This is a genomic window from Arthrobacter oryzae (genome assembly GCF_003634095.1).
Lineage (GTDB): Bacteria > Actinomycetota > Actinomycetes > Actinomycetales > Micrococcaceae > Arthrobacter > Arthrobacter oryzae.
Genome location: NZ_RBIR01000003.1, coordinates 317,904 through 331,593 on the forward strand (window position 1 = coordinate 317,904; position 13,690 = coordinate 331,593).

Sequence of the window (13,690 nt, forward strand, 5' to 3'; positions counted from 1 at the left end):
GCCGGATCCGCCACCAACCAAGAAAGTCATGATCATGAAAGACGTAGTAATCGTCGGTGGCGGCCTCGCCGGACTCTCGGCAGCATGGCGCCTGCGGCACTGGGACACTGTGGTGCTGGAATCCGGAAACCGCGTGGGCGGACGGATCCGCTCGGAACGCCGGGGCGCCTACTGGCTGAACTGGGGAGGACACGTCTTCGCCGGTGCCGGATCGTCCACAGATGCCCTGCTCAATGAGGTCGGCGTGACGGCCGTTCAGATCCCCGGTTCCCTCCAGGCCTTGTCCATGAACGGCAAATTCATCCGCAAGGGACACATCGCCACGTACCCGTTCCGGATCCCGATGTCCTTTTCATCCAGGGTGGACACCCTGCGGGCCGGACTCAAGGTGGTCAGCGGCGTCGCCAAATACACGGGCGTCGTGAGGAAGCGTGCGGGGGAATCCGGCGCTACGCGGCAGCAGCGCATCTATGACTTCGAGAACGACAGCTCGTTCCTGGACTTCATTGGAAACCTGTCGGAGGACGCTGCGGCACTATTCAAGACCACCGTCACCCGCTCAGCCGGCGACATGGACCAGATCTCTGCGGGCGCCGGCATCGGGTATTTCAGCCTGGTGCTGGGCATCGGCCAGGGACTCAGTCAGGGCATTGTCGGCGGCCCGTCCACCCTCACCGAATCGATTGCGGTCTCGCTGGGCGACCGCATCCAGCTCGGAGCCACGGTGCAGGAGGTCGTGCACAAGAAGGACTCCGTCCTCGTCCGGTACAGCCAGGGCGGCGTCGACCATGAAGTGGAAGCCCGAACCGTCGTCCTCGCAACCACCGCTAATGTGTCCCACAAAATTGGCGTCGACCTTCCGGCGGACCTACGCGGCGCACTCAGCCAGATCAAGTACGGCCCGCATGTCAGCACCGCCTTCCTGACCAACGAGACCTCGGCGCGGCCTTGGGACGACATCTATGCCATCGCGGCCCCAAAGCGTTCGTTCGCGATCGCCCTGAACCAGGCGAGCATCGTCCGTGGTTCGGAGTCTGCGCGGAAGCCCGGGGGCAGCTTCATGACGTTCTCACCGGCCGGCCTGGGCCGTGCGCTGCTGGACAAGAGCGACGAGGAAGTCATCCAGACCCACCTCACCGACCTCGATCAGGTCCTCGGCCACGGGTTCGCGGACAGCGTCGTCGAGGCCAAGACGGACCGGTGGAAGAATGCCTCCCCCTACTGCTTCCCCGGCCGGGCCAAGCTCCAGTCCACGCTCATGCGCGGCACCGACCGCGTCTTCCTCGCCGGAGACTATCTCGGCACCCTCTACACCGAAAGCTCCATCACCACCGGGTTCTCGGCAGCACAGGAGGCCGCCAGCCTGCTGGCCACGCACCGCCAGGCCCCGCCCCATTCCGGCCTCTCGATCGTCGCCTGAACCAACCACCCCCTGCCCCAACCAGTACTGAAAAAGAGGAACCCTTCATGTCCAACGACCTCCGCGGTGTCCTGACCGCACTGTCCACCCCCTTTGACCAGGACGGCGCCATCGACGTCGAGACGCTGCGGCGCATCGTCGACCGCTCCATCGACGCCGGCGTCGACGGCGTCGTGGCTGCCGGATCAACGGGCGAGGTCGGCGCCCTGTCCTCCGAGGAGCGGCTCCTGCTCATCGACACCGTCATCAGGCAGGCGAACGGGCGCGTCCCGGTCATCGCCCAGACCGGCGCCACCTCGACGGCGGAAGCCATCCGGCTGTCGCAGGCGGCTGAGAAGGCAGGCGCGGACGTCCTGATGCTGATCACGCCGTACTACGAGCCGTTGTCGCTGGAGGAAACAGTCACGTACATCAAGGACGTCGCCCGGTCGGTCAAGCTTCCGGTCATGCTTTACAACATCCCGGCCGTCACCGGCGTCAACCTGGATCCGGCAACGGTCCGTGCGTTGGCCGAAGAGGTGGACAACATCCGGTACATCAAGGACTCGAGCGCCAACTGGGAACAGGCGCTCCAGCTGATCCATCACCACGCGGACGTCATCGGCACCTTCATCGGGTGGGACGTTTACCTGTACAGCGCGCTCGTCGAGGGCGCGGCGGGCGTGATGGCCGGCACTGCCAACGTCGTACCGAACGAAATCGTTGCCGTCAGCCGGCTGATCGCCGACGGCGACCTCGCCGGTGCCCGTCAACTGTGGACGAAGCTGTACCCGGTCATCGATGCCCTCCTCTCCGTGCCGTTCATCCCGGCCGTCAAGGCAGGCCTTTCCCTCCAGGGGCTTCCGGCCGGGTCACCCCGGCGCCCCACGGCGGACCTCAATGCCCAGGACCTCGCCCGGGTTCAGCACGCGCTGGCTTCCCTCTACCAGAACGTGGGGTAGGCGGTGGGCCACATCGGTGCGGCACCAGTCAAACGCGCAACGTTCAAAAACGCACAGTCCCGAGCAACACCCGCCCAGGGAGGCAGAACAGATGTCCATCTCGGTTAACAACCCGACACAGATCCTCAGGTCCCAGGCACCCGGAAAACTCATCGCCGCCGATGAACTGGCACCTGGCCAGCACTTCGTTGACGGCGCCTTCCGGGCCGGCTCCTCCGGCGCCATCACCGACGTCGTGGACCCCTGTAACGGGGAGCGGATCACCTCAGTCGCCGACGGCACGGTCGAGGAAGTCGACACCGCGGTGGCGGCCGCCGCTGCTGCCAGGAATCACTGGGGGCAGCTCGTCCCCAAGGAACGCTCGGAAATCCTGCACCGGATCGCAGACCGCCTCAGCGAACACTCCGACCTGCTTGCCCGGATTGAATCAGCGAACACCGGAAAGCCGCTCATGGTCTCCAGAGACGATGTCGCAGGCACCATCGATACCTTCCGGTTCATGGCGGGCGCACTCCGCGCCACCACCTCGATGGCCGCCGGAACCTACGCTCCGGATCACCTGTCGCTGATCCTGCGGGAACCGTTAGGCGTCGTTGGTGTCGTCACCCCGTGGAATTACCCGTTGCTGATGGGGGCATGGAAGATCGCGCCCATCCTCGCCGCAGGAAACACCCTGGTGCTGAAGCCGTCCGAGCAAACGCCGTTGACCACGCTGAAATTCGCTGAGCTTGTGGCCGACATCCTTCCGCCCGGCGTGTTCAATGTCGTCACCGGCCGCGGATCAGTCGTCGGCGCCCGGCTCTCCGAACACCCGGACGTGGACATGATTGCACTCACCGGATCGGTGAACAGCGGCCGGGCCGTTGCCCGCGGAGCCGCCCAATCGCTCAAGCGGGTCCACCTCGAGCTTGGCGGAAAGGCTCCCGTCCTGATCTTCCCCGACGCCGACCTGCCGGCTGCCGCCGCGGCGCTGAGGACCGCCGGCTTCTGGAATTCGGGCCAGGAATGCGGGGCCGCGTGCAGGATCCTGGTGCACGAATCCGTGGCCGAACAATTTACCGAGCTGCTGGTCCACGAAGTTAGCACTTTGATCGTCGGAGAGCCGGGCGCCGGAACGGAGATCGAAATCGGGCCCTTGACGTCAAAGGGGCACTTCGACCGCGTCGTCGGCTACCTCGAGCGTGCACAGCGCGACGGCGTCCGGGCCGCCGTCGGCGGAGGAGCGCTGGAGGGTCCGGGCTACTTTGTCGCTCCGACCGTACTGGTCAGCGTGCCCGACGGCGCCGAATGCTCCCGGGAGGAAATCTTCGGGCCCGTCGTCACCATTGAGACGTTCACCGACGAAGAAGAAGCGATCGCCCGGGCCAACGACGTGCCGTTCGGCCTCGCCGCCTCCGTCTGGACCGAAGACGCCCGGCGCAGCCACGATGTCGCCTCGAAAATCGATGCCGGAACGGTCTGGGTGAATTCGCATCTCGTCCTCGCCAACGAAGTGCCCTGGGGCGGCTTCAAGGGATCCGGTTACGGACGGGACCTGTCCGTCTACGCCCTTGACGACTACTCCCGCACCAAGCACGTCATGCACAATCGCGGGCGCTGACGACGCCGGGACCTCCCGCCGTCGTCCAAGTCGCCGGGAACGTGCGGGGTCGCCGGAAGCCTACGGCGAGCCCGCAAGTTCCCGGTGACCTCGGCGCAAGGATCCGTCTAGAGGACCTTGCGGATGGTCTCCTCGAAGCTGGTGACGTGGTGCAGGGCGAGCTCGCCGGCCCTGTCCGCGTCGCCCTCGGCCACCGCCTTGAGTAGCTCCACGTGCTCGGTGATGTGGCCGCTGACGGAGGGGACCTTGTCCAGGACCAGGCACCAGATGCGCGTGGCCAGGTTGTCGTAGCGGATCAGCGTGTCTTCCAGGTGCGGATTGGCGGCGGCCCGGTAGATCAGGCGGTGCACCGTCAGGTCGTAACGCATCAGCTCGCGGGACTCTGCGGGGCTCGGGGCCAGTTCCGCAATGGTCTTGGCGACGTCCAGCAGTTCGCGGCGCATGGCGGCGTTGGCCCGAGTTGCCGCCCGGCGCGCCGCCAGCGGTTCCAGCAGTTCCCGGATTTCCGAGACGTCGGCCAGTTCCGTGAAATCCACGGTGGTGGCAAAGGTTCCCCTGCGCGGATAGGAAACCACCAGGTGGTCCACTTCCAGCCGCTTGATCGCCTCGCGCACGGGGGTGCGGCCGAAGCCGAGCTCGGCGGCCAGCTGCCCGTCGTTGATGGGTTCGCCCGGCCGGATTTCGAGCATGATCAGCTTGTCGCGCAGCTGCCGGTATGCGGCCTCCGCCTGGGAGAGGGCTTCGTCCTCTGCGGGCGGCAGGACGGTGAGTGCATTCACGGCTCGGCTCCGTTTCTGGATTACAACCGGAAGCCCTGTTCCACTTGGCTCCGGCTATTGACTCTGGTGTGATCTCAATCATACCATTGTTCACACACTGATATATCAGTCATAGCAATAGTGGTATTTCAAAGGAGTAACCGTGGTTGAGCAGTTGAACGAGCGACTTTCCGTAGTCGATCCCGAGGTGGAACAGGCCGTGGCGCGGGAACTGAAACGCCAGCAGTCCACGCTTGAAATGATTGCGTCGGAGAACTTCGCCCCCGCCGGCGTCATGGAGGCACAGGGCTCTGTGCTGACCAACAAATACGCCGAGGGCTACCCGGGCAAGCGCTACTACGGCGGCTGCGAGCACGTTGATGTGATCGAACAGCTCGCCATCGACCGGGTCACGGCCCTGTTCGGCGCCGAGTACGCGAACGTCCAGCCGCACTCCGGCGCGCAGGCCAACGCCGCCGCCATGTTTGCCCTGCTGGAACCGGGCGACACCATCATGGGCCTCGCCCTGGCGCACGGCGGCCACCTCACCCACGGGATGAAGATCAACTTCTCCGGCAAGCTCTACAACGTGGTCCCGTACCACGTGAGCGAGCACAACCACCTGGTGGACATGGCCGAGGTCGAGGCCCTGGCCCTGGAGCACCGGCCCAAGATGATCGTGGCCGGATGGTCCGCCTACTCACGGCAGCTGGACTTCGCCGAGTTCCGCCGCATCGCCGACCTCGTGGGCGCCTACCTGATGGTGGACATGGCCCACTTCGCCGGACTGGTCGCCGCGGGGCTTCATCCGAACCCTGTCCCCTACGCCGACGTCGTCACCACCACCACGCACAAGACCCTCGGCGGCCCGCGCGGCGGCGTGATCCTGGGCAAGGCGGAGTATGCGCGCAAAATCAACAGCGCCGTGTTCCCCGGCCAGCAGGGCGGTCCCCTGGAGCATGTGATCGCGGCCAAGGCCGTGGCGTTCAAGATCGCCGCGTCCCCCGAGTTCAAGGAACGCCAGGAACGCACGCTCGAAGGCGCCAGGATCCTCGCGTCAAGGCTCCTGAAGGACGACGTCGCGGCGGCCGGGATCTCTGTGGTCAACGGCGGCACCGACGTGCACCTGGTCCTGGTGGACCTGCGGGACTCGGAACTGGACGGGCAGCAGGCCGAAGACCGGCTCCACCGGATCGGCATCACCGTCAACCGCAACGCCGTCCCCTTCGATCCCCGCCCGCCCATGGTCTCCTCGGGACTGCGGATCGGCACTCCCGCCCTGGCAACCCGCGGCTTCGGTGCCGCGGAGTTCACCGAAGTGGCGGACATCATCGCCTCCGCCCTCACCTCACAGGCCCCCGGGGACGACCTGAGCGACCAGACCGCCGCTGAACTGCGCGGACGCGTCAGCGCCCTCGCGGACCAATTCCCCCTTTACCCGCATCTCGGCACCAGCGCAGCGGCACCCGGGCTTGAGGCAGAACTGATTGGAGCAGCACAATGACCACCGAACACCTGCCGGAGCACCCGGATTTCCTGTGGCGCAATCCGGACCCGAAGAAGTCCTACGACGCCGTGATTGTCGGCGGCGGCGGACATGGTCTGGCGACGGCGTATTACCTGGCCAAGAACCACGGGATGACCAACATCGCCATCTTGGAAAAGGGCTGGCTGGCCGGCGGCAACATGGCGCGGAACACCACCATCATCCGCTCCAACTACCTTTGGGACGAGAGCGCGGCGATCTACGAGCACGCCCTGAAGCTGTGGGAAATCCTGCCGGAAGAACTCGAATACGACTTCCTGTTCAGCCAGCGCGGGGTCATGAACCTCGCCCACACCCTGGGCGACGTCCGCGAAAGTGTCCGCCGCGTCGGAGCCAACAAACTCAATGGCGTCGACGCCGAGTGGCTGGACCCGCAGCAGGTCAAGGAACTCTGCCCCATCCTGAACATCAATGACAACATCCGCTACCCCGTCATGGGCGCCACCTACCAGCCGCGCGCCGGCATCGCCAAGCACGACCACGTCGCGTGGGCGTTTGCCCGCAAATGCGATGAGCTGGGCGTGGACATCATCCAGAACTGCGAAGTCACCGGCTTCGTCAAGGACGGGAACAAGGTGGTGGGGGTCAAGACCAACCGCGGCACCATCAACACCGAAAAGGTCGGCCTCTGCGCGGCGGGACACAGCTCCGTGCTGGCGGAAATGGCCGGGTTCCGGTTGCCCATCCAGTCCCACCCGCTCCAGGCCCTGGTGTCCGAACTCCACGAGCCCGTCCACCCCACCGTGGTCATGTCCAACCACGTCCACGTCTACGTCTCCCAGGCGCACAAGGGCGAACTGGTCATGGGCGCCGGTGTGGACTCCTACAACGGTTACGGCCAGCGCGGATCCTTCCACGTGATCGAGCACCAGATGGCCGCCGCCGTCGAACTCTTCCCGATCTTCGCCCGGGCCCACGTGCTCCGGACCTGGGGCGGGATCGTGGACACCACCCTCGACGCCTCCCCGATCGTCGGCACCACCCCGGTGGAAAACATGTTCGTCAACTGCGGTTGGGGAACCGGCGGATTCAAGGGCACGCCGGCCGCCGGGCTGACCTTCGCGCACACCATCGCCACGGGTGAACCGCACAAACTCAACAAGCCCTTTGCCCTCGAGCGCTTCGAAACCGGCGCCCTGATCGACGAACACGGCGCCGCCGCCGTGGCCCACTAGAGAGAGGTACGGACATGCTCCTGATTCCCTGCCCCAACTGCGGCCCCCGGGACGAAACCGAATTCCACTACGGCGGCCAGGCCCACGTTGCCTACCCCGAAAACCCGGCAGAGCTCACGGACCGTGAATGGGCCGAGTACCTGTTCTACCGCGACAACACCAAGGGCGCCTTCGCCGAACGCTGGCTGCACAGCACCGGCTGCCGGCAGTGGTTCAACATGCTCCGCGACACCGTCACTTATGACATCCAGGCCGTGTATCCGATGGGCCAGCCTCGCCCTGACAAGGAAAACACAGCCACGGGAACCACCGCCCCCACCGTCACCACCCCCGTCTCCCCCGAAGGAGCAATCAAATGACCGCTCAGCCGCAGCCCGCGCGCCTCAGCACCGGCGGCCGGATCGACCGCAGCGTCACCTGGCGCTTCACCCTGGATGGCCGTGAGTACACGGGCCACCCGGGCGACACCCTCGCCTCCGCCCTGCTCGCCAACGGCCAGCTCACCGCCGGCAACTCCCTGTACGAGGACCGGCCCCGCGGCATCATGTCCGCCGGCGTCGAGGAATCCAACGCCCTGGTCAAGATCGCCCCCCGGTTCCCGGGCCACGTCGCCGAATCCATGCTCCCCGCCACCACGGTATCCCTCGTGGACGGCCTCAGCGCCGAATACCTCAGCGGACTGGGCAAGCTGGACCCGGCCGAGGACCGCGCCGAGTACGACAAGAAATACGTCCACACCGACGTCCTCGTGGTCGGCGGCGGCCCCGCAGGCCTGGCCGCCGCACGCGAAGCGGTCCGTGCCGGCGCCCGGGTCATCCTCATTGACGACCAGCCCGAGCTGGGCGGCTCGCTGCTGTCCGGGTCCACCGCACCGGACCTCGCGGAGAGCATCGAAGGGATGCCTGCCCTCGACTGGGTGGCCAACGTTGAAGCCGAACTGATCTCCGCGGCCGAGTGCACGGTCCTGAACCGTACGTCCGCCTTCGGCTCCTACGACTCCAACTACGTCATCGCCGTCCAGAACCGGACAGACCACCTCCTGACCCCCGCCGCGCCCGGCGTGTCCCGGCAGCGGATCTGGCACATCCGCGCCGCGCAGGTGGTCCTGGCCCCCGGCGCACACGAGCGCCCGCTGGTCTTCGAAAACAACGACCGGCCCGGCATCATGCTCGCCTCCGCCGTCCGCACGTACCTGAACCGCTACGCCGTGGCCGCCGGTTCGCGGGTGGTCATCAGCACCACCAACGACAGCGCCTATGCCCTGGCCGCGGACCTGAAGGCCGCCGGCGTTCGGGTCGAAGCCGTCGTGGACGCCCGTACTCAGCTGAGCGAAACCGCGGCGGCAGCCGCGGCCGCAGGGACACGGGTGCTGATCGGCAGCGCCGTCGCCAACACCGCCGCTGCCGAATCCGGCGACGGCCGGCTCGCCGGCGTCACCGTTCGGAGCATCAACGACGACGGCGAGCTCACCTCCGGCGTCGAACAGCTCGCCTGCGACCTGCTGGCCGTCTCCGGCGGCTGGTCCCCCGTGGTGCACCTGCATTCCCAGCGCCAGGGCAAGATCCGCTGGGACGATGACCTGGCGGCATTCGTTCCCAGCAGCGTGGTCCCGAACCAGCAGGTGGCCGGTGCCGGCCGCGGCAGTTTCGAACTCGACGACTGCATCGCGGAGGGCATCTCCGCCGGGGCAGCCGCGGTCGCCGCCGCCGGCTTCGACCCTGAGGACTCCGGCGCAGCGGTCGGTCCCTTGGTCTTTTCCGAGCCGAAGGCATCGGCCCCGACCCGCCAGCTCTGGCTGGTCCCCGGTCAGGAAGGCGGCCCGGACGACTGGCACCACCACTTCGTCGACTTCCAGCGCGACCAGTCCGTGGCCGACGTGCTCCGCTCCACCGGCGCCGGCATGCGCTCGGTGGAGCACGTCAAGCGCTACACCTCGATCAGCACCGCCAACGATCAGGGCAAGACCTCCGGGGTGAACGCGATCGGTGTCATTGCGGCGGCGCTGCGGCACGCCGGCGAGGCATCCCGGGGCATCGGAGAAATCGGAACCACCGCGTACCGGGCGCCCTTCACCCCCGTGGCGTTCGCCGCCCTGGCCGGACGCCAGCGGGGCGAACTGTTCGACCCCGCCCGGCTCACTTCCATCCACCCGTGGCACGTCGCGCGCGGCGCCCTCTTCGAAGACGTCGGCCAGTGGAAGCGGCCCTGGTACTACCCGCAGAACGGTGAGGACATGGACACCGCGGTCCTGCGCGAATGTGCCGCCGTCCGGGAGTCCGTGGGCTTCATGGACGCCACCACCCTGGGCAAGATCGAGATCCGCGGCAAGGACGCGGGCGAATTCCTGAACCGCATCTACACGAACGCGTTCAAGAAACTGGCCCCGGGCTCGGCCCGCTACGGCGTCATGTGCACCCCGGACGGGATGATCTTCGACGACGGCGTCACGCTCCGCCTGGACGAGGACCGGTTCTTCATGACCACCACCACGGGCGGAGCAGCGAAGGTCCTGGACTGGCTGGAGGAATGGCTGCAGACCGAGTGGCCCGAACTGGACGTGCACTGCACCTCCGTGACGGAACAGTGGTCCACCATCGCCGTCGTCGGACCGAAATCCCGCGCAGTCCTCGCCAAAGTTGCCCCGGAACTGGCAGCCGACGGCGGCCTGGACGCCGAGGCCTTCCCGTTCATGACGTTCCGCGAGACCACCCTGGCTTCCGGCGTGCAGGCCCGGGTCTGCCGGATCTCGTTCTCCGGTGAACTGGCCTACGAAATCAACGTTCCGTCCTGGTACGGACTGAGCACCTGGGAAGCGGTGGAGGCGGCCGGCGCGGAGTTCAACATCACCCCGTACGGCACCGAAACCATGCACGTGCTGCGTGCCGAGAAGGGGTACCCGATCGTCGGCCAGGACACCGACGGCACCGTCACCCCGCAGGACGCCGGGATGGAATGGGTTGTCTCCAAGGTCAAGGACTTCATCGGCAAACGCTCCTACACCCGCAAGGACGCCGACCGCACCGATCGGAAACACCTGGTCAGCGTCCTCCCCGTGGACGGCACGATCCGGCTTCCGGAAGGCACCCAGCTGGTGGAGCAGGGCATCACCGTCAACCCCGCCTACGGCCCCGTCCCCATGCAGGGGTTCGTGACCTCCAGCTACCACAGCGCGGCACTGGGCCGGTCGTTTGCCCTGGCCCTGATCAAGAACGGCCGCAACCGCATCGGCGAAACCCTGGTGGCCGCCGCCGGCGACCAGCTGGTGGACGTAGTCGTCGCAGAAACCGTACTTTTTGACTCTGAAGGGACCCGCAAAGATGGCTGACACTGCAGCACTCGAAAATTCCAAGAAGATCCAGACCCTGAGGAAGAGTCCGGCGTCGCTCCTGGGGAAGGCTTTTGAGGCCGGATCCGTGGCGGGCACCGTGGAGCTGCGCGAGGTGCCGTTCCTGACCATGGCGGGACTCCGGGTGGATCCCGCAGGCGAGGCCGGGGAACGGGTGGGTGCGGTGACCGGAGGCCTGCCCGCCGCTTCCGGCGAGGTCCGCGGCAGCGGCGACACCGCGGTGCTATGGCTGGGCCCGGCAGAATTCCTGCTCGTGGCCCCCGCGGAATCCCACGACAGCCTAGGCGGCGAGCTCCCGCGGGCGCTCATCGCAGCGCTGGCGGACGGCCCGGGCCAAGTGGTGGACCTCTCCGCCAACCGCACTACGCTCGAACTCTCCGGCCCCCGGGCCAGTGCCGTTCTGGAGAAGGGCTGCGCCCTGGACCTGCACCCCCGCGTCTTCAAGCCTGGAACGGCGCTGTCCACGGAAATCGGCGGCATCCCCGCCGTTCTGTGGAAAACCGCGGAGGAGACCTACCGGGTCCTCCCGCGGGCATCCTTTGCGGAGTTCCTGGGCCGCTGGCTCCTGGACGCCATGCGCGAATATGCCTCCACCGAGGTCCCCTGATGGCGCTCAGCGTCCTTGACCTGTTTTCCGTTGGCATCGGGCCGTCCTCCTCCCACACGGTCGGCCCGATGCGGGCGGCCAAACGGTTCGCGGACGGACTGAAAGGCGACGGGCAGCTGAGCTCGACCGCCAGGGTGCAGGCCGAGCTGTTCGGTTCCCTCGGCGCCACGGGCCGGGGCCACGGTTCGGATAAAGCCGTCGTACTGGGCCTTCAGGGCCAGGACCCCGAAAGCGTGGACACCGGCACCGCCGATGACCAGGTGGCAGCCGCTGCCCTCAATGCCGAACTCCGGATCGGCGGAGAGCACCGGGTCGACTTCAACTGGGACGAGGACGTGCTCCTGCACCGCCGCAAGTCCCTGCCGGCCCACCCCAACGGCATGACCTTCCGGGCACTGGACCACACCGGAACAGTGCTCCGGGAGCGCAGCTACTACTCGATCGGTGGCGGCTTCGTTGTCGACGGTAATGCCCAGGGCGCCGATCACGTGGTGGCAGATGACACCGTGCTGCCCTACCCGTTTACGACAGCCGACGAGCTCTTGGAAATATGCCGTCTTGAGAATATGTCTGTCGCCGACGTCATGCTGGCCAACGAGCTCGTCTGGCGCAGCGAAGCCGAACTTCGGGACAAGCTGCTGGCGCTGTGGGCGGTCATGCGCCAATGCGTGGACAACGGCTGCGCTGCCGAGGGCATCCTGCCCGGCGGTTTAAACGTCAAACGGCGTGCCCCGGCGCTGTTCCGGACGCTGGCAGCATCAGCGCTCAGCGCCGAGGCGGACGCCCGGAACCCTTCGCTCGTCCACGTGCCCGCCGACCCGCTGCTCGCCATGGAATGGGTGAACCTTTTTGCCCTGGCCGTCAACGAGGAAAACGCCGCAGGGGGCCGGATCGTGACGGCTCCCACCAACGGCGCTGCAGGCATCGTGCCGGCGGTGCTGCACTATTACGTCAAGTTTGTCCCGGGGGCCAACGACGACGGCGTGGTCCGCTTCCTCCTGGCGGCGGGCGCCGTCGGGATCCTGTTCAAGATCAATGCCTCCATCTCCGGGGCGGAGGTCGGATGCCAGGGTGAAGTCGGATCGGCCTGCTCCATGGCGGCGGCGGGACTCTGCGAAGTACTGGGCGGCACACCGGAACAGGTGGAAAACGCCGCCGAAGTGGGAATCGAGCACAACCTGGGCCTGACCTGCGACCCCGTCGGCGGGCTGGTGCAGATCCCCTGCATCGAACGCAACGCGATCGCCAGCGTCAAAGCCATCAACGCCGCACGCCTCTGCCTCCACGGGGACGGCAGCCACAAAGTCTCGCTGGACAAAGCAATCAAGACCATGCGCGAAACAGGAGCAGACATGAAAACCAAGTACAAGGAAACCTCCCGCGGAGGCCTCGCCGTGAACGTCGTGGAGTGCTGACCATGGCCGGGAACCAGACCCCCGAAACGGTGGAGCACATCCTGACCCTGGACTGCCCGGAAACACGCGGGATAGTCCACGCCGTCTCCGGCTTCCTGCTGGACCAGGGCTGCGACATCCTGGAAAGCAAGCAGTTCGACTCCCAGCTGGACGGCCACTTCTTCATGCGGCTCCACTTCGCCTCGGCCGGAGACCAAACAACCCTGGACACGCTCCGGGAGGCCTTCGTTCCGGTCGCCGAGAAATTCGGTATGCGCTGGGAACTGCGGCGGCACGGCAGCAAGCGGCGGGTCCTGATCATGGTCTCGAAATTCGAGCACTGCCTCAACGATCTGCTGTACCGGGCCCGCACCGGAGAACTGCCCATCGAGATCGTCGGCGTCGTCTCGAACCACCCGGACCACCGGCGGACCGTCGAGTGGCACGGAATCCCCTTCTTCCATGTGCCCATCACCGCGGACACCAAGCCCGCGGCCGAACAGCGGCTCCTGGAACTGATCGACCGGATGGACGTCGAACTGGTGGTCCTGGCCCGCTACATGCAGGTTCTCAGCGACAACCTCACCCGCCAGCTGGATGGCCGCGCCATCAACATCCACCACTCCTTCCTGCCCAGCTTCAAGGGCGCGAAGCCCTACCACCAGGCGCACGCCCGGGGCGTGAAGACTGTCGGCGCCACCGCTCACTATGTCAACGCGGAGCTGGACGAGGGCCCGATCATCGCCCAGCAGGTGGTTGAAGTGGACCACACCTTCGGCCCGGACGATCTCGTGGCCGCCGGACGCGACACCGAGTGCAAGGCGCTCTCCAATGCCGTCCGCTGGCACTGCGAGGGACGCGTCATCCTCCAGGGCAACAGGACGGTGGTGCTGCGCTAAGGTC

11 protein-coding genes are annotated in these 13,690 nt (G+C 66.7%); 10 read left to right on the forward strand and 1 reads right to left on the reverse strand.

The window, feature by feature from the left end; translation table 11 throughout:
* The first annotated feature begins 34 nt into the window (after positions 1 to 34).
* From C8D78_RS09125 to C8D78_RS09135, 3 genes are all read left to right on the forward strand, one after another.
* A complete protein-coding gene (locus tag C8D78_RS09125; RefSeq protein WP_120953284.1) occupies positions 35 to 1,420 on the forward strand; it encodes a protoporphyrinogen/coproporphyrinogen oxidase in 1,386 nt (461 codons plus the stop codon).
* A 47-nt stretch (positions 1,421 to 1,467) separates the two neighbouring features.
* The gene (gene dapA / locus C8D78_RS09130; RefSeq protein WP_120952672.1) at positions 1,468 to 2,361 is read left to right on the forward strand and encodes a 4-hydroxy-tetrahydrodipicolinate synthase; all 894 of its coding nucleotides are present in this window, start codon (positions 1,468 to 1,470) and stop codon (positions 2,359 to 2,361) included.
* Positions 2,362 to 2,452: 91 nt separating this feature from the next.
* Positions 2,453 to 3,961, forward strand: coding sequence for an aldehyde dehydrogenase family protein (locus tag C8D78_RS09135; protein WP_120952675.1), 1,509 nt, complete (start codon positions 2,453 to 2,455; stop codon positions 3,959 to 3,961).
* Positions 3,962 to 4,068: 107 nt separating this feature from the next.
* Here C8D78_RS09135 and C8D78_RS09140 read toward each other — a convergent pair whose 3' ends face one another.
* Positions 4,069 to 4,740 carry a GntR family transcriptional regulator gene (locus tag C8D78_RS09140; protein WP_091560947.1) on the reverse strand — a complete coding sequence of 224 codons (672 nt, stop codon included), beginning with the start codon at positions 4,738 to 4,740 and terminating at the stop codon, positions 4,069 to 4,071.
* Positions 4,741 to 4,882: 142 nt separating this feature from the next.
* On the opposite strand from C8D78_RS09140, the gene glyA reads away from it, so the two are divergent.
* The 7 genes from glyA to purU are packed head-to-tail and all read left to right on the forward strand — an operon-like array spanning position 4,883 to position 13,686.
* Positions 4,883 to 6,223, forward strand: a complete 1,341-nt coding sequence (gene glyA / locus C8D78_RS09145; RefSeq protein WP_120952678.1) for a serine hydroxymethyltransferase — start codon at positions 4,883 to 4,885, stop codon at positions 6,221 to 6,223.
* Complete coding sequence (locus C8D78_RS09150) at positions 6,220 to 7,440, forward strand: sarcosine oxidase subunit beta family protein (protein ID WP_120952681.1); 1,221 nt, start codon at positions 6,220 to 6,222, stop codon at positions 7,438 to 7,440. Before glyA ends, C8D78_RS09150 begins: the two co-directional genes overlap by 4 nt.
* 14 nt (positions 7,441 to 7,454) lie before the next feature.
* Entirely contained in the window at positions 7,455 to 7,799 is a 345-nt protein-coding gene (locus C8D78_RS09155; protein WP_120952684.1) for a sarcosine oxidase subunit delta, read from the forward strand.
* Entirely contained in the window at positions 7,796 to 10,765 is a 2,970-nt protein-coding gene (locus tag C8D78_RS09160; RefSeq protein ID WP_120952687.1) for a 2Fe-2S iron-sulfur cluster-binding protein, read from the forward strand. The genes C8D78_RS09155 and C8D78_RS09160 overlap by 4 nt, the downstream gene beginning before the upstream one ends.
* Positions 10,758 to 11,393 carry a sarcosine oxidase subunit gamma gene (locus C8D78_RS09165; protein ID WP_120952690.1) on the forward strand — a complete coding sequence of 212 codons (636 nt, stop codon included), beginning with the start codon at positions 10,758 to 10,760 and terminating at the stop codon, positions 11,391 to 11,393. Before C8D78_RS09160 ends, C8D78_RS09165 begins: the two co-directional genes overlap by 8 nt.
* Complete coding sequence (locus C8D78_RS09170) at positions 11,393 to 12,808, forward strand: L-serine ammonia-lyase (protein ID WP_120952693.1); 1,416 nt, start codon at positions 11,393 to 11,395, stop codon at positions 12,806 to 12,808. Before C8D78_RS09165 ends, C8D78_RS09170 begins: the two co-directional genes overlap by 1 nt.
* Before the next feature lie 2 nt (positions 12,809 to 12,810).
* Positions 12,811 to 13,686, forward strand: coding sequence for a formyltetrahydrofolate deformylase (gene purU / locus C8D78_RS09175; protein ID WP_120952695.1), 876 nt, complete (start codon positions 12,811 to 12,813; stop codon positions 13,684 to 13,686).
* Positions 13,687 to 13,690: the final 4 nt, after the last annotated feature.